Annotated in this window: 13 protein-coding genes; 11 read left to right on the top strand and 2 right to left on the bottom strand. The window is 61.4% G+C overall.

The window, feature by feature from the left end; all coding sequences use genetic code 11:
- The first annotated feature begins 40 nt into the window (after positions 1 to 40).
- The 7 genes from D0T21_RS29810 (at position 41) to D0T21_RS29780 (ending at position 8,594) form a co-directional block, all read left to right on the top strand.
- Positions 41 to 493 carry a cell division protein gene (locus tag D0T21_RS29810; protein WP_116993624.1) on the top strand — a complete coding sequence of 151 codons (453 nt, stop codon included), beginning with the start codon at positions 41 to 43 and terminating at the stop codon, positions 491 to 493.
- Positions 490 to 1,938 carry a TIGR01777 family oxidoreductase gene (locus tag D0T21_RS29805; protein ID WP_116993623.1) on the top strand — a complete coding sequence of 483 codons (1,449 nt, stop codon included), beginning with the start codon at positions 490 to 492 and terminating at the stop codon, positions 1,936 to 1,938. The genes D0T21_RS29810 and D0T21_RS29805 overlap by 4 nt, the downstream gene beginning before the upstream one ends.
- Before the next feature lie 104 nt (positions 1,939 to 2,042).
- Positions 2,043 to 5,036: a type VI secretion system Vgr family protein gene (locus tag D0T21_RS29800; protein WP_229211694.1), complete on the top strand. Its 2,994-nt coding sequence runs from the start codon at positions 2,043 to 2,045 to the stop codon at positions 5,034 to 5,036.
- Positions 5,029 to 5,553, top strand: coding sequence for a hypothetical protein (locus D0T21_RS31925; RefSeq protein ID WP_147328211.1), 525 nt, complete (start codon positions 5,029 to 5,031; stop codon positions 5,551 to 5,553). The genes D0T21_RS29800 and D0T21_RS31925 overlap by 8 nt, the downstream gene beginning before the upstream one ends.
- Positions 5,554 to 5,565: 12 nt before the next feature.
- Positions 5,566 to 7,443: a M23 family metallopeptidase gene (locus tag D0T21_RS29790; protein WP_116993621.1), complete on the top strand. Its 1,878-nt coding sequence runs from the start codon at positions 5,566 to 5,568 to the stop codon at positions 7,441 to 7,443.
- Positions 7,444 to 7,445: 2 nt separating this feature from the next.
- Complete coding sequence (locus D0T21_RS29785) at positions 7,446 to 8,006, top strand: hypothetical protein (RefSeq protein WP_116993620.1); 561 nt, start codon at positions 7,446 to 7,448, stop codon at positions 8,004 to 8,006.
- A gap of 150 nt (positions 8,007 to 8,156) precedes the next feature.
- Positions 8,157 to 8,594, top strand: coding sequence for a hypothetical protein (locus tag D0T21_RS29780; RefSeq protein ID WP_147328210.1), 438 nt, complete (start codon positions 8,157 to 8,159; stop codon positions 8,592 to 8,594).
- Between the two features lie 5 nt (positions 8,595 to 8,599).
- On the opposite strand, the gene D0T21_RS29775 is transcribed toward D0T21_RS29780, so the two are convergent.
- Positions 8,600 to 9,343 carry a carbon-nitrogen hydrolase family protein gene (locus tag D0T21_RS29775; protein WP_229211693.1) on the bottom strand — a complete coding sequence of 248 codons (744 nt, stop codon included), beginning with the start codon at positions 9,341 to 9,343 and terminating at the stop codon, positions 8,600 to 8,602.
- Positions 9,343 to 11,331 carry a phosphoethanolamine transferase gene (locus D0T21_RS29770; RefSeq protein WP_116993618.1) on the bottom strand — a complete coding sequence of 663 codons (1,989 nt, stop codon included), beginning with the start codon at positions 11,329 to 11,331 and terminating at the stop codon, positions 9,343 to 9,345. Before D0T21_RS29770 ends, D0T21_RS29775 begins: the two co-directional genes overlap by 1 nt.
- Before the next feature lie 291 nt (positions 11,332 to 11,622).
- Here D0T21_RS29770 and rpsL point away from each other — a divergent pair, with 291 nt between their 5' ends.
- The 4 genes from rpsL to tuf form a co-directional block, all read left to right on the top strand.
- On the top strand, positions 11,623 to 12,006 hold the full coding sequence (gene rpsL / locus D0T21_RS29765; protein ID WP_008444270.1) for a 30S ribosomal protein S12: 384 nt from the start codon (positions 11,623 to 11,625) through the stop codon (positions 12,004 to 12,006).
- 148 nt (positions 12,007 to 12,154) lie between these two features.
- Positions 12,155 to 12,625, top strand: coding sequence for a 30S ribosomal protein S7 (gene rpsG / locus D0T21_RS29760; protein ID WP_008444271.1), 471 nt, complete (start codon positions 12,155 to 12,157; stop codon positions 12,623 to 12,625).
- Between the two features lie 114 nt (positions 12,626 to 12,739).
- Positions 12,740 to 14,845: an elongation factor G gene (gene fusA, locus D0T21_RS29755; protein WP_116993617.1), complete on the top strand. Its 2,106-nt coding sequence runs from the start codon at positions 12,740 to 12,742 to the stop codon at positions 14,843 to 14,845.
- Between the two features lie 70 nt (positions 14,846 to 14,915).
- Positions 14,916 to 15,793, top strand: an 878-nt coding sequence (tuf, locus tag D0T21_RS29750; protein ID WP_116993616.1) for an elongation factor Tu, incomplete at its 3' end; no start/stop codon positions are given.

Here is a 15,793-nt window from a genome sequence, read left to right as displayed (position 1 = left end):
ACTTGATATTTCTGTTTTTACAGAAATCACGGACAACATCATGACGACGAGAGCCTGGCTGGTGCGGTGGATCTACCTGACGGTGGCGGCCCACCTGGTGGTCGGCGTGCTGCTGCCGCTGTGCGCCGGGGCGGCCGCCACGGATGGCTATCGTCGCGGCATCGAGGACTTCTTCTTCGGCGCGGATGCACCGGCCGCCGGCAAGGCGCTGCATGTGTGGTGGATCTCGCTGTTCGGCCCGACGGTGCAGGCGGCGGCGATCTGGATGGCCGGCCTGGCGGTCATCGGCGACAAGCAGCGCAACGCCTTCGCCTGGACCATGCTGATCCTCGGCCTGCTGGTGTGGGCGCCGCAAGACATGCTGATCTCGGCGCACGCGCATTGCTGGATCAACCTGTGGATCGATACGCTGGCGCTGGCGGTCATGCTGCCGCCGTTGCTGTGGCTGTGCAAGCTCGACCTGGCATTCAAACAAAGAAAGGCAGCGTCATGAATACCCATTTGCTGGCCTTGCAGTTGATGGCCTTCCAAGGTTGCCTGGGGGCGTACGATACCCTTTACCACCACGAGCTGACCGAGGCGTTGCCCGGCCGCGCCACGGCCCGCCGTGAGCTGGCGATTCACGCGGTGCGGGCGATGATCTACAGCGCCTTGTTCATCGGCCTGGCTGGCTGGGCATTCCACGGCGTGTGGGCGTGGGTGCTGCTGGTCGTGTTCTCGATTGAGATCGTGTTGACCCTGTGGGACTTCGTGGTCGAGGACCGCACCCGCCTGCTGCCGGCGACCGAGCGTGTCACCCATACCGTGCTGGCCATGAACGGTGGCGCCTTCATCGCGCTGCTGGCGTTGAACACACCGCAGTGGCTGGACATGCCGACCGCGCTGGTTTGGCAACCGCAAGGCGCATTGAGCGTGTTCCTGGCGTTGTGCGGCGTGGGCGTCGGCCTGTCCGGCGTGCGGGATGCGTTTGCCTCGAGGGCGATCGGCAAGCTGGCGCTGCGTGATGGTGTCGCAGCCGAGGTGAGTTTCGGCCCGCCGGGACGCAGCTTCCTGGTGACCGGCGCCACCGGCTTTATCGGCCAGCGCCTGGTGCGCGCGCTGCTGCGTGACGGCCACCGCGTGACAGTGCTGACCCGGCAAGCGCGCCAGGCCGCCTGGTTGTTCGACGGCCGTGTTGATTGCGTGGACAGCATGGCGCAATTGCCGCCGTCGCGCCGCATCGATGTGGTGATCAATCTGGCGGGGGCGCGCATCCTGGGCTGGCGCTGGACGGCGGCGCGGCAAGTGGCACTGCGCGCCAGTCGCGTCGAGCTGACCAATAAATTGGTAGCCTGGATCGCCAAGGCCGAGCACAAGCCGGCGATGCTGGTGTCGGCTTCCGCGATCGGCTACTACGGCATACAGCGCCGGGGCGACTGCACGGTGCTGACCGAGGGTGACGGCCCGCAGGCCATGTTCATGTCCGACCTGTGCCGCGAATGGGAGCAGGCGGCGCAAGGCGCGGCGACCCACGGCGTGCGCGTGGCATGCACGCGTTTCGGGCTGGTGCTGGGCACGCAGGGTGCGCTGCCGATGATGCTGTTGCCGATCAAGCTGGGGCTGGGCGGACCGCTGGGCGGCGGCGCGCAATGGCTGTCGTGGATCCATGTGGACGACGTGATCGGCGGCATCGCCCATCTGTGCCGCTCGGGCGCGGCGGGCGCCTACAACTTCACGGCGCCGGAAAGCCTGACGCAGGCGCAGTTCAGCCACGTCGCGGCGGGCGTGCTGCGGCGTCCTTTCGGCTTCCCCACGCCAGGCTGGCCGATGCGGCTGATGTTGGGCGAGCAAGCGGATTTGCTACTGGAAGGCCAGCGGGTTGCTCCAGCGAGGCTGGTGGAGAGCGGATATGCATTCCGCTACTCTCATTTGGACGGCGCGCTGCGCAGCCTCGCCTAAACCGGGGCGGGGTACCCCCGATTCAATTGAATCACTCTTGCTTGAAATGAACTTCTCAGGTGTAATGCGAGGCCAAAGCATAGCAAATCAATAACCTCGCCCCCATGTTAGATCTTCTCACCAGTTTCACTCAAGAAACGCGCCTGTTGCGCCTGGCCACACCGCTGGGGGCGGACGCGCTCGTCGTCGAATGCCTGCGCGGCGAAGAAGGCGTCAGCCAGTGCTATGCGCTGCATGTGACGGCGCTGTCGAGCGACGCCGATATCCCGCTGAAGTCGCTGCTGGGTCAGCCGGCGCTGCTGGAGCTCGATACCGCGCTGGTCGGCGGGCCGCGCTACTTTCACGGCCACATCACCGACGTCGCCCTGCTGGGCGCCGACGGCGGCCTGGCGCGCTATGCGCTGACCATCGGCCCGTGGTACAGCTTCCTGCGCCATGGCCGCGACAGCCGGGTGTTCCAGGACAAAAATGTGCTCGATATCCTGTCGGCCCTGTTTCAAAGCTGGGAGAGCGTGGGCAAGCTGGTGCCGGACTGGCGCTTCGACGTTCAGGACCCGGGCGCCTATCCGGTGCGCTCGCTGACCTGCCAGTACCAGGAATCCAACCTCGACTTCGCCGAACGGTTGATGCGCGAAGAGGGGCTGTTCTATTACTTCGAACACAGCGGGGCGCCCGACAGCGAGACCTTCGGCAGTCACGTCATGGTGATCGCCGACCACAACGGCAGCTTCCAGCCGAATGCGCAGCCGGTGGTGCGCTTCAGCCAGCCCGGCGCCGTGATGCGCGAGGACAGCATGGACCGCTGGCGCACCGAGGCCCGCTGGACGCCGGACACGCTGGAAGTGGCCAGCTGGGATTACCGCACCAACAGCACGCGGCCGGTGGGCGCGGCCGGCGAGGTGATCGGCGGGCAGTCGCACAGCAGCCGCGACACGCCGGGCGCCTACGCCTACCAGTCGCGCGAGCACGGCCAGCGCATCGCCGACCAGCAGTTGCAGGCGCTGGAAGTGACGCGCGAAACCCATGTGGGCGCGGGCACGGTGCGCACGCTGGCGCCCGGCACGACCTTCACGCTGAGCGGCCAGGCGCAGCTGGACCTGGCGACCGGCGACAGCGACCGCACCTTCGTCGCCCTGCGCGTGCTGCATCTGGCGCACAACAATCTGAGCACGGACATCAAGCACCAGGTCAGCGGCCTGCTGGGGCTGAGCGCGCTGGCGCAGACCATCGCCAAGGAGCAGGCCGGCAGCTTGCACGCGGTGGGCCAGGACAAGGGCGAACGTCCGCTGTACCGCAACCGCGTCGACGCCATCCGCAGCAGCGTGCCTTACCGCAGCAGCGATGTCGACGGCCACGGCCGCGTGCTGCATCCCAAGCCGACCGTGCACGGCCAGCAGACCGCCGTCGTGGTGGGGCCGGCCGGCGCCGTCATCCATACCGACCGCGACCACCGCATCAAGGTGCAGTTCCACTGGCAGCGCGGCGGCCAGAGCCACAGCCGCCTGAACCATCCGGCGCCGGACGGCCATACCGGCGCGCCCGGCGACGACCAGGCCGGCACGTGGGTGCGCATCGCCACTTCGCTGGCGGCGGTGGCCGGCGCCAACTGGGGCGCGGTGGCGGTGCCGCGCATCGGCAGCGAAGTGCTGATCGATTTCATCGACGGCAATATCGACCGGCCGGTGGTGATCGGCAGCGTGTACAACGGCAAGGGGCAGGGCGATGCCCAGCACAACCAGGTCAGCCAGGGCGCCGGCGCGGCGACCGGCAATGCGCCGGCCTGGTTCCCCGGCGACGGCGGCGCGCATGCGCATCCGGCGGTGCTGTCGGGCATCAAGTCGCAGGCCATGGGCAGCAGCCAGGGTGGCAGCGGCGCCTACAGCCAGATGGTGTTCGACGATACGCCAGGTGAGTCGCGCGTGGCGTTGCAGCGGCATGCGGCGGCGTATCTGGGCACCGATGAATTGAATCTCGGCCACCTGCGTCATCAGACCGATAACCAGCGCCTGCAGACGGCAGGCTTCGGCGCCGAACTGAAGACGGAACACAGCGCCGCATTGCGCGCCGGCCAAGGCATGTTGTTGTCGACCGATGCCCGCAACGGCGGCAACGGCCAGCAGATCGACAGCCGCGAGGCGCGGGCGCAGATCGACGCCGCCCTGCAGTTGCAGCAGAGCGTGGCCGAAACGGCGCAGAAGCATAACGCCAGGATGAAGGATGGCAAGGGCGCCGACGAACCGGCAGCAGAGAAGCTGCCGGCGATCGCGGCCATGGCCGATGCGGCCAAGGTCGTCGCCAGCGTGCAGACCGGCGGTGGCGGCGATGCAGGCGGCGCCGGTCAGGTGACGGCGTACAGCGAGCCGCATCTGCAGTTGTCCAGCCCGGCAGGCATCGCGGCCACCACGCCGGCCAGCGCGATCGTGCGCGCGGGCGGGACGTCGAGCATCAGCGCCGGGCAGGATGTGAACTTCGCGGCGCAGGGCAACAGCATGCATCTGGTGAAGGACGGCATCAGCCTGTTCACCTACGGCAAGGCCAGCAGCGCGGACAAGCCGAACCAGGAAACCGGCATTAAATTGCACGCGGCCAGCGGCAAGGTCAGCGTGCAGAGCCAGTCGGACGTTACCAAGGTTACGGCGGACAAGCTGATCACCGTGGCCAGCGTGAGCAAGAGCGTGACCGTGGCCGCCAAGGAGCATGTGATGCTGACGGCGCAGGGCGCGTTCCTGAAGCTGGAGGGCGGCAACATCATGATCCACGGGCCGGGGACGATGACGTTCAAGGCGTCGATGAAGGAGTTGACGGGGCCGGCCAAGGGCGCCCCAGAGTTGCCGCATCTGCCGAGTCTCGCGCCGGTGACCTTGGCCCCTGGAGAAAAGGTCTTCAGCACCCGGGTTGACGCGGCGGGACTGTTTGAGGATGCGGCGTCGGCGGCCGGCGCCGCCTATGTCATTCAGCGGCAGGACGGTACGCTGCTGAAAGGTAATTTGGATCAGTACGGCCGTACGGCACGCCTGTTTACTCCGGCGTCAGAAGAGGTGACGGTGCTGGTCGGCGAAGGCGAATGGGAAATTTTAGAGGATTCCGAATATGACTAAGAATAAGTTTGTGCTGGCAGCGGTATTGAGTGTCAGCCTGTCCCTGGCGGCATTGACCGCGTGTACCGCAGCAGAATCGGGCGGCGCTGATACGGCTGCGGACCAGGCGGCGCTCGCTTCATACAATACGCAATTATTTAGCCTGTTGATGAACAAGAAAAGTCTGATAGACGGGAAAAACCACTATCAAAAAGAATTTGATCTTGCTTTCGATTCCCTGCTAGCCAAGTCGGTGCTGGCGAAATCAGCGAAACCAGCGGTCCCTTTGAAGAAACGCTTGCTTAGCGGCCCACAACCTGAGCCGGCAGTCGTGCAGGACAAGCGCAGCGGCCGTCAATATGTTTATTACGAAGCCTGCCAGGCGCACGCCTGCGACGAGACCAATCTGGCGTTGTTGTATGCGCCGGTCTCGAAAACCATGCTGGCCCGCTTGCACCTGGATGGCAAGGACGAGTACCTGGGCGATCCATCGCCGGCAGAAAAGACGCTGCTGGACCATACAAAAAATGCACCTTAAAGACGGTCTATCATGAGCAAGGGCGATATCGACGGATTCCTTAAAGCGTTATTTCAGCGTGAAGCGGGAAAAAACACCCAGGTGATCAACTACGCTGGTTATATCGGCAAATATCAATTTGGCGAGAGCGCGCTGGTGGACCTGGGCTATTACACCGCCGACGGCACCAAGGAGAACGATTGGGCCGGCAAATGGACCGGTAAGCATGGTGTCAAGCAGCGCAGCGATTTCCTTGGCAGCGAACAGGCCCAGGATGTGGCGGCGAAAGAGTGGGTGGAGCTGCTGTGCAAGCGTATGAAGAAAATGAAGCTCGATGCCTATATCGGCAAGACGATCAAAGGCATCAAGATCACCGAGTCGGGCATCATCGCAGGCGCGCATTTGAAAGGGTTTGGCAACGACAAGCACCCAGGGGTTGCACAATTCCTGCGCTCGAACGGCGCTATTGACGCGCAGGATGGATTGAAGACCTGCGTGTCTCATTACGTCGAGCTGCTGGCCGATTATGATCTGGGATGCTGCAATAAGCTGAACGTGGCGTTCGCTGAAAAGAAAACGGGCGCACCGATCCCTGGCCTTGATGTTCTCGTGCAGAAGAACGGTAAACCTCATGCATCCGCCAAGACTGACGACAATGGCGTGTTGCCGGCCGTGCACGGGTTCAGCGCCGGCGACCAGTATCAGATATTCGTTGCCAAGCTGTCTGGTGGATACAAGTTGTTGAAGGCCGGCGTGATGAGAGATGTGGACGCCACGTTGGCTTTTCTGAGCCCCAAGGCGAAGACGACCACCTCGACCGACGAACACAAAGGTCCTCCCGCTGAAAAAAAAGCGCCACCTGCGCCCGCTGCGCCGAAACCTGCAGCTGCGCCTGCGCCTGCACCTGCATCGGCGGGTGAGAAGCCAAAGGAACGTCCCGAATTTACCAGTATCAAGCCGATCGAACCCGATCAACTCGACAAAAATTCAGCCTTGTGGGACAGGCTGCAAACGCTGCCGCCCGTGGCCGTGACGCCATCCAGCGCGCCTTCAGAAACCTCGGCTGCGGAGCCGGCGCCTGTTGCGCCAGCGGAGGCCGCAGCGCCAGCCGCAGATAGTGCTCCGCAGACGCCAGCCCAGCCGGCAGAGGTGAAGGCACCGGAGACCATGCCATCGGCCGGCTTGTCGCCTTTCGCCCCTGCTCAAGTACCTGCGGCGTCGCCTGCGTCCTCAGCTACACCGCCACCCGCTCCGGCACCTGCGGCGCCGGTGCCTGCCGCAAAGCCGCCTGCCGCCAAGTCGGCAGGAGCAAAAGCTACGGTCGAAGCCGAAAAAACTCGCAGTGAAAGTGGGCATCCCAAGGCGGTGGCAAAAAAAACGCCGCCACCGCCGCCGCCTCCACCGCCTGCGACCAAGATGCAAAAGACCATCCCCGGCTTACTTTTCCCGTTCGAGAAGCGGCCCGAACAGTCCTATCACGACGGCGCGCGGCAATTCGGCTCCAGCCGCAGCGGCGGAACGCGCAGGCATGCGGGCATCGATTTGTATGCGCCGGTCGGCACACCGGTGCGTGCGATGGCGGATGGGGTAGTTTTGCAAGTCTATGCGTTTTATGAAGGCACCTGGGTCATCGAGGTGGACCATGGAACGTTTATCGCTCGCTATGGCGAGGTCTCCAAAAAAGGCATCGCAGTGAAAGCGCTCGACGACGTGAAGCGTGGACAGAACCTGGGTACGGTTGGAAAACTAAACAACCTGGACATATCGATGCTGCATCTGGAGTTGTATGGCACGAATGCGGACCCGACTGAGAAGGGTAAAGCGTTGACGCAAAAGACGCGGCAACCGTTTCAACGGCGGGATGATCTGATCAACCCAACGGCAAGCATCGACTTGGCAGTATTGGAATAATAATGAAACTTAGCTCTTTTAAATCGCTACGCACCGGTGTGCTTTTAGTGTTAGCCGTTGGCGCCGTGCAGGTTGCTTGCGCACGGCAGGAATCGCCTGCGGCGGCGGAACAGGCGCAGCAGGCGCCCCTTGGCATCGTAGTCGGCGCCTTGGCAGACTATAAGACGTTTCGCCTGAAAAGCGCGGACCTTGCTTCCATCATCGCGCCATATTGCACGAGGGTGCGCGATAAAGCCCGGAAGACGATGATACTTTGGGAATATACATGTTCGCCGGATTCCGGCATCACGGCCATTCGCATGGATTCCCGCGAGGGACTTGGCGAGCCGCTTCCAAACTACATGATGTCAATCGTCGTGGACTTCTCTGCCAACAGTTTCCCGGCGATGAAGGCGCTGGTAGAGAAGAAGCTGGGCCGCCCGAAGAAAGGCGGAAGTGACTATTCGGAATGGCGGTACTCCCTCGACAAGGCCTTGAACCAGAGCGGTAATCCAGTAATCAATCTGTCTCGCGCCGATACCCAGAGCGCCTCGCTGCAAATCGCATTGGAGCAGGGGCCATGACGCGTGCCCGTGAGTGGCGATTTTTTCGGTAGCAAAAGATACGTCGGTCGTTAGGCCTGAGACGGATCTGGCTTTGTCGGCGGTCGTGGCGGGAAAGGTGGCTGACATTAAATCGCTGAAGGCATACCTAACTGAACGGGACGCGAAGCGATGAAACGACCTGATGTGGAAGCCGCAACGTCATCCCACCCATCCTGCGAAAGTCTTAGCTCAATGCGTAAATTAGTGAATGTTATCGTCCTCTGGCTGCTGTGCATGACCGTCTGCCATGCGGGGAATTCGGTCGTCTCGTCGGTGTGCGCCATTAACGAGCAAGACCTGCTTCGGTCGTGGACGCGATCCCAAGGCGGTGATTTTGAGGAGTTCAAGCTGGCGCGTGAAGGTGGTGTCCGGTCATTTTCGTCCTGGTTGCATCATCGGCCTGAAATGATGGGTAGCTGGACCTTCAAGGAGTGCAGTCTTCACGTTTTCAATGATAGCAACGATAAAATCTCGTTCGACTATAAGGTGCTGGGTTTGTCCAAAGGGATCTTAACCCTGCAAGATCGCGACTCTGGTGAGACCTCTGTTTATAAGAGCGTGCGCTAAGAGCATCACGTTGGCGCAACAATGCGCGCTTTGCCCTCCCTGTCGATGACCAGCAGGGCGCTGCCCGGTCCGCCCACCTCTGCCGAGAGTACGCCGCCCGGACTCCACCAGGCGCTGCGGCCCGCGGCCGCATAACCGCCCGACGGCGCGGCGTGATTCGCCATCAGCACGCCCATGCCGAAGTCGCTGGCGTAGCGCTGCAGCTTGGCCGCGTCGCTAGCGTAACCCGCTGCGGAAATCAGTACCCCCGCCAGATAGATCGATGCGCCGTCCGCCGCTGCATCCGCCGCGTGCTGGTCATGCGTGGCGTCGGCGCAGATCGCCTGCGCGTAGCGTTGCCCGTTCAGCTGCTGGCAGTGCGCGCCCATCGGCCCCGGCCGTGCGTACAGTTCTTCGCCCGGATGCAGGTACTGCTTGCGGTAGACGGTAGTCGTGCCGTCGGGCAGGAAGCTGAACGCGGCGATGCAGGGTCGGGCGTCGTCGCCGTCGCCGAGCGGGGCGCCGGCGATGACGCGCATGCCGGTCGCCATGGCGGCGTTGCGCAGCGGCGCCAGGCGCGCATCGTCCGGCGTCAGCAGGCAGTCGCGCAGCAGCGGCAATTCATAGCCGCACAGCGACAGTTCGGGAAACAGCAGCAGCTCCACGCCCTCCGCGTGCGCGGCCTCGATGAAGCGCAGGTGAATGCGGACGTTGGCGTCGATGTCGCCGGCGATGGACGGCGACTGCGCGGCGGCGATGCAAATGCCCATTACTTCTCCTGCTTCAGCGGCTTGCCCTTGTCGATCACCTCGCGGCAGTCGCCCTTGAAGCTGGCGTTGTCGTAGTTGCTCCAGCCGTAGCTGTCGACGTAGCGCTTATGCTGCTTGAACTGCTTGTTGATGAAGCTCCACTCCAGCCGCTCGTCGTCGTACTCGATGTCGCCCAGGTCCAGCAGCGTGTGGAAGATGTTTTCCGTCGCCAGCCGCGCCTTGCGGTGACGTACCAGCTGCTTCACCTTCTCCGGGTAGCGCGCCTTGTATTCGTCCGAGTACCACACCAGCGCCGGCACATGGAATTCAAACTGCGTATTGTGGCCGTGGAAGGCGAGGTTGCAGCTGTTGTCGTACAGCGTCTGGCCATGGTCGGCCACGTAGACCATCGAGGTCAGCTGCTGCGTATCCTTCAACTGATGGATCACCTGCGACAGGAACCAGTCGGTGTACAGGATGGAATTGTCGTAGCTGTTGTTGAGCTGCGGCTTGATCTTGGTGTCGGTGTAGACCGGCTTGTCGACGCCGAACAGCGACGGCTGCCATTTGTCGAATTCCTTCGGATAGCGCTGGCTGTAGTTCCAGTGATTGCCCAGCGTGTGCAGCACGATCAGCTTTTTCGGCGCCGGGTCGGCGATGGCGTGCTGCAGGGGTTCCAGCAGGATCTGGTCGAAGTTGGAGTTGTTGGTGAAGCCGCCCAGGTTCATGAACTGGATCACGTTCGCCTCCTTGGCGAACACCGACACTGGCGTGTCGAACTGGCCGAACGAGATCTGGTTGGACAGCCACCAGGTCTTGAAGCCGGCCTCCTTGTAGGCGGTGAGGAAGGATTTTTCCGAGAAGCCGTCCTTCAGGCTTTGCATCGCCGGCTTGCGCGAGATGATCACCGGCACCGACAGCCGCGTCGCCGACACCGCCGTGATGACGTCCGGCAGCGTGACCAGGTTGGCTTCCTGCTTGAGCAGCGGCGTGGTGTCGCGTTCGTAGCCGTTGATGCCCCAGCGGTCGTAGCGCGACGATTCGCCGATCACCATGATGACGATTTCCGGCGCGTCGTTCGGCTCCGGCTGGTGCGCCTTGAAGGTGAAGCTGCTGCTGCGCTGGCCCAGGTCGGCCAGGTATTCGCGCTCCTTGACGAAGTCGACCCCGCGCGCGGTCAGGCCGAACGGCCACGACGAGGCGAAGTTGTCGAAGCCCAGCGGCGAGCGCATCCACCACGGCAGCTGCGCCAGCTGCCAGCCGCTGCGGCCGGCGCCGGCGATGGCGGCGTGCTCGGGCGAGCTGTCCTCTTCGGCGTCTTCCTCCTCTTCCTCCTCGGAGGCGGCGTCGCTGGCGGCGACCGGGGCGGTGATGCCGACATGGCTGAGCGCGGAACTGAGCGCCGAGCCGATGGCCGAACCCAGCGCCGAGCCGGCCGGATTGGCGCTGGCTGGCTTGAGAGGGCTGGCCGCGGCGGCGGCTGATGCAGAGGCCTTCTGCGCCGGCTTCGCGCGGATGCCGAATTCCCAGCCGTAGACCCACAGCGCGGACAGCGCCACTAATATAAGCAGCGCGCTCCAGCGCGACTTGCCGCGCCAGGCCAGCTGCGGGCTGCGGCGCGCGGCCAGCTGCACCGCGATCCACCAGGCGATCACCGCCAGCATCACCGCGCCCATCAGCCAGACTTTGCGGCCGAGGAATTCCAGTGCCTCCTTGGGGCTGGTCTCGGCGATGATGCCCAGGTGGTGGGTGGAGATGCCCTGGCCGTAGTACATGAACAGGTAGAGCTCGGTCGGCAGCGCCAGGAAGGCCGGGATCAGCAGCCAGTGGAACCAGGCCGGGCGCTGCAATACGCTCCACACCGCGACCCAGGCCAGCAGCTCGACCAGCAGGATGTGCGTCAGCTCCGGCACTTGCCGTCCCAGCAGGATGGGCACGCAGGGCACCAGCGACAGCAGCAGGTAGCTGGACAGCACGAACAGGGGAGCGGGGCGCAACAAAGATCGCATAGACAGGGAATGTTGGAAATTGTCTGCTATTATCAAGTGTTTCTTGACCTTTCAGCTAGTGTTTGCGTGCCCGCCGCGGCCGCATTCCGCCGCGAAATAGATTGACTGGTGTTCCAACCACGTCTATACTCGCGAGTTCTCAATTTATTCTGCACATCGTATACGCTGTTTCAGGCCGCTCCTCGCGAGTGGCTATTCGCGCCTCCGTTGTTCCTGTAGATCGAGACGAGGTTTTAGTCGCCGGACAGTCGTCCGGGTTATTAATGTTGTAATTTTGTTGGGTTTATAACGATGCCAACCATCAATCAACTGATTCGCAATCCACGCGTCGCTCTGACCGTGAAAAGCAAATCGCCGGCGCTGGAAAACAGCCCGCAAAAGCGCGGTGTTTGCACCCGTGTGTACACCACCACTCCAAAGAAGCCTAACTCGGCTCTGCGTAAAGTGGCCAAAGTTCGCCTGACCAACGGTTTCGAAGTCATTTCGTACATCGGCGGTGAAGGCCACAACCTGCAAGAGCACAGCGTTGTCCTGCTGCGCGGCGGTCGTGTAAAGGATTTGCCGGGTGTGCGTTACCACATGGTTCGCGGTGCACTGGATACCCAGGGCGTTAAAGACCGTAAGCAAGCTCGCTCGAAATACGGTACCAAGCGTGCCAAGCAAGCCAAGAAGTAATCTGCATTAAAAGTTTTCGCTCAGTGGCAACTAACTAAGTGAATGTAATCGACCGCAATTGGTCGAGTAAGTGGATGGCTATGATGGCCTCCGCGAGAGTGCGAATCCCATATCTGCGCACCTCAACTGAAGATTGAAAGGAATTGATATGCCACGTCGTCGTGAAGTACCCAAGCGCGAGATTCTGCCGGATCCAAAATTCGGCAACACGGATGTCGCCAAGTTCGTGAACGTTCTGATGCTGTCCGGTAAAAAATCGGTCGCAGAAAACATCATCTACGGTGCCTTCGAGCACATCGCCGCCAAGTCGGGTAAAGACCCGCTGGAAGTGTTCGCTACCGCGATCAACAACGCCAAGCCGCTGGTTGAAGTTAAGTCCCGCCGCGTCGGTGGTGCCAACTACCAGGTGCCGGTTGAAGTGCGCCCAGTGCGTCGTATGGCTCTGTCCATGCGCTGGCTGCGTGAAGCTGCTAACAAGCGCAGCGAAAAATCCATGCCACAACGCCTCGGCGGTGAGCTGATGGAAGCGGCTGAAGGCCGCGGCGGTGCAATGAAGAAGCGTGACGAAGTTCACCGCATGGCTGAAGCGAACAAGGCGTTCTCGCACTTCCGCTTCTAATCAAATCGGCCGGATCCTGCGTGGTCTGGCTGTTATCTGTTGTTCGAGGCCGGGCTCATTTTTGTCAGCAAAAATGGCGCTCGGTTTTGTCCATTCAAAGATTTAGGAATAATTATGGCCCGCAAGACCCCCATCGAGCGCTACCGCAATATCGGTATCTCCGCTCACATCGATGCAGGTAAGACCACCACCACCGAACGCGTCCTGTTCTACACGGGCGTGAACCACAAGATCGGTGAAGTTCACGATGGCGCCGCCACCATGGACTGGATGGAACAGGAACAAGAGCGCGGCATTACCATTACCTCGGCAGCGACGACCTGCTTCTGGAAAGGTATGGCTAACAACTTCCCTGAGCACCACATCAACATCATCGACACGCCAGGCCACGTTGACTTCACCATTGAAGTTGAACGTTCGATGCGCGTGCTGGATGGTGCTTGCATGGTTTACTGCGCAGTGGGCGGTGTACAGCCACAGTCGGAAACCGTATGGCGTCAGGCTAACAAATACAAAGTGCCACGTCTGGCCTTCGTCAACAAGATGGACCGTACCGGCGCCAACTTCTTCAAGGTCTACGAGCAGATGCGCGCTCGCCTGAAGGCGAACCCGGTCCTGATCCAGATCCCTATCGGCGCTGAAGAAAACTTCAAAGGCGTGATCGATCTGGTCAAGATGAAAGCCATCCTGTGGGACGAAGCGTCCCAGGGCATGAAGTTCGACTACGTCGACATCCCTGCAGAGCTGGCCGAGTCGGCCGCCGAGTGGCGCGAGAAGATGGTTGAAGTCGCTGCTGAAGCGTCCGAAGACCTGATGAACAAGTACCTGGAAGAAGGCGACCTGTCGGAAGCCGAGATCAAGAAAGCGCTGCGCGAACGCACCATCGCTTCCGAAATCGTTCCTATGATGTGCGGTACCGCCTTCAAGAACAAGGGCGTACAGGCCATGCTGGACGCGGTCATCGAATACCTGCCGTCGCCACTGGACATCGACGACGTCGGCGGTACCGACGAGGACGAACAGCCAACCACCCGTAAAGCATCGGACGACGAGAAGTTCTCGGCGCTGGCTTTCAAGATCATGACCGACCCGTTCGTCGGCCAGCTGGCCTTCTTCCGCGTGTACTCGGGCGCCATCAATTCGGGCGACACCGTGTACAACTCGGTCAAAGGCCGTAAAGAGCGTCTGGGTCGTATTCTGCAGATGCACGCTAACCAGCGCGAAGAGATCAAAGAAGTGCGCGCCGGCGACATCGCCGCCGCAGTTGGTCTGAAAGACGTGACCACCGGCGAAACCCTGTGCGATCCGACCGCGATCATCGTGCTGGAGCGCATGGTCTTCCCTGAGCCGGTGATTCAACAGGCTGTGGAACCAAAGACCAAGGCTGACCAGGAAAAAATGGGTCTGGCACTGAACCGTCTGGCTCAGGAAGATCCTTCGTTCCGCGTGAAAACCGACGAAGAGTCGGGCCAGACCATCATCGGTGGTATGGGCGAGCTGCACCTGGAAATTATCGTTGACCGTATGAAGCGCGAATTCGGCGTGGAAGCGACCGTCGGTAAGCCGCAGGTTGCATACCGCGAAACGATCCGCAAGGTTTGCGAAGAATCCGAAGGCAAGTTCGTCAAGCAATCGGGTGGTCGTGGTCAATACGGTCACGTGGTTCTGAAGATCGAACCGCAAGAACCAGGCAAGGGCTTCGAATTCGTTGACGCGATCAAGGGCGGTACCGTTCCTCGCGAATACATCCCTGCGGTGGAAAAAGGCGTGCGCGGCACCCTGAACACCGGTGTTCTGGCTGGCTACCCAGTGGTCGACGTCAAGGTCACGCTGTTCTTCGGTTCGTACCACGATGTGGACTCGAACGAAAACGCGTTCCAGATGGCCGCTTCGATGGCGTTCAAAGAAGGCTGCCGCAAAGCGTCGCCAGTTATTCTGGAGCCGATGATGGCTGTGGAAGTGGAAACGCCGGAAGACTACGCCGGTACCGTGATGGGCGATCTGTCGTCCCGCCGCGGTATGGTGCAGGGCATGGACGAGATCCCAGGCGGCGGTGGCAAGATCATCAAAGCTGAAGTGCCTCTGTCGGAAATGTTCGGTTACTCGACCACCCTGCGTTCCGCAACGCAAGGTCGTGCTACCTACACGATGGAATTCAAGCACTACTCGGAAGCGCCTAAGCACGTTATCGACGCGATCGTTACCGCTAAAGCTAAGTAATTTTTGTATTTTTGCTGCCGGGGAGATCCTCCGGCAGCATATTTAAAACATTGTTCTAAGGAAGAATAAAATGGCAAAAGAGAAATTCGAACGGACCAAGCCGCACGTCAACGTCGGTACCATTGGCCACGTCGACCACGGCAAGACCACCCTGACCGCAGCGATCGCTACCGTTCTGTCGAAGAAATTCGGCGGCGAAGCTAAAGCCTACGACCAGATCGATGCAGCACCAGAAGAAAAAGCACGCGGCATTACCATCAACACCGCGCACGTCGAGTACGAAACCGCTACCCGTCACTACGCTCACGTTGACTGCCCAGGCCACGCCGACTACATCAAAAACATGATTACCGGTGCTGCGCAGATGGACGGCGCGATCCTGGTTTGCTCCGCAGCCGACGGCCCAATGCCACAGACCCGCGAGCACATCCTGCTGGCCCGTCAAGTTGGCGTTCCATACATCGTCGTGTTCCTGAACAAGTGCGATCTGGTCGATGACGAAGAGCTGCTGGAACTGGTTGAAATGGAAGTTCGCGAGCTGTTGTCGAAGTACGAATTCCCAGGCGACGACCTGCCGATCATCAAAGGTTCGGCACGTAAAGCGCTGGACGGCGACACCGGTCCTCTGGGTGAAGTAGCCATCATGGCTCTGGCCGACGCACTGGACAGCTACATCCCTACGCCAGAGCGCGCAGTGGACGGCGCCTTCCTGATGCCAGTAGAAGACGTGTTCTCGATCTCGGGTCGCGGTACCGTTGTTACCGGTCGTATCGAGCGCGGCATCATCAAGGTCGGCGAAGAGATCGAAATCGTTGGTATCACCGACACCGTCAAAACCATCTGCACCGGCGTGGAAATGTTCCGCAAGCTGCTGGACCAGGGTATGGCTGGCGACAACGTCGGTCTGCTGCTGCGCGGCACCAAGCGTGAAGACGTACAGCGTGGTCA

Origin of the sequence: Duganella sp. BJB476 (assembly GCF_003416895.1) — a bacterium.
Classification (GTDB): domain Bacteria; phylum Pseudomonadota; class Gammaproteobacteria; order Burkholderiales; family Burkholderiaceae_D; genus Rugamonas.
Note: the sequence above shows the minus strand (reverse complement) of the source record. Positions and strands in the feature narration are given on the sequence as shown.

What these genes read in the sequence shown, in the direction of transcription:
- D0T21_RS29810 (WP_116993624.1), top strand. Translation starts at nt 41, where the DNA reads ATGACGACGAGAGCCTGGCTGGTGCGGTGGATCTACCTGACGGTGGCG.
- D0T21_RS29805 (WP_116993623.1), top strand. Translation starts at nt 490, where the DNA reads ATGAATACCCATTTGCTGGCCTTGCAGTTGATGGCCTTCCAAGGTTGC.
- D0T21_RS29800 (WP_229211694.1), top strand. Translation starts at nt 2,043, where the DNA reads ATGTTAGATCTTCTCACCAGTTTCACTCAAGAAACGCGCCTGTTGCGC.
- D0T21_RS31925 (WP_147328211.1), top strand. Translation starts at nt 5,029, where the DNA reads ATGACTAAGAATAAGTTTGTGCTGGCAGCGGTATTGAGTGTCAGCCTG.
- D0T21_RS29790 (WP_116993621.1), top strand. Translation starts at nt 5,566, where the DNA reads ATGAGCAAGGGCGATATCGACGGATTCCTTAAAGCGTTATTTCAGCGT.
- D0T21_RS29785 (WP_116993620.1), top strand. Translation starts at nt 7,446, where the DNA reads ATGAAACTTAGCTCTTTTAAATCGCTACGCACCGGTGTGCTTTTAGTG.
- D0T21_RS29780 (WP_147328210.1), top strand. Translation starts at nt 8,157, where the DNA reads ATGAAACGACCTGATGTGGAAGCCGCAACGTCATCCCACCCATCCTGC.
- D0T21_RS29775 (WP_229211693.1), bottom strand. Translation starts at nt 9,343, where the DNA reads ATGGGCATTTGCATCGCCGCCGCGCAGTCGCCGTCCATCGCCGGCGAC.
- D0T21_RS29770 (WP_116993618.1), bottom strand. Translation starts at nt 11,331, where the DNA reads ATGCGATCTTTGTTGCGCCCCGCTCCCCTGTTCGTGCTGTCCAGCTAC.
- rpsL (WP_008444270.1), top strand. Translation starts at nt 11,623, where the DNA reads ATGCCAACCATCAATCAACTGATTCGCAATCCACGCGTCGCTCTGACC.
- rpsG (WP_008444271.1), top strand. Translation starts at nt 12,155, where the DNA reads ATGCCACGTCGTCGTGAAGTACCCAAGCGCGAGATTCTGCCGGATCCA.
- fusA (WP_116993617.1), top strand. Translation starts at nt 12,740, where the DNA reads ATGGCCCGCAAGACCCCCATCGAGCGCTACCGCAATATCGGTATCTCC.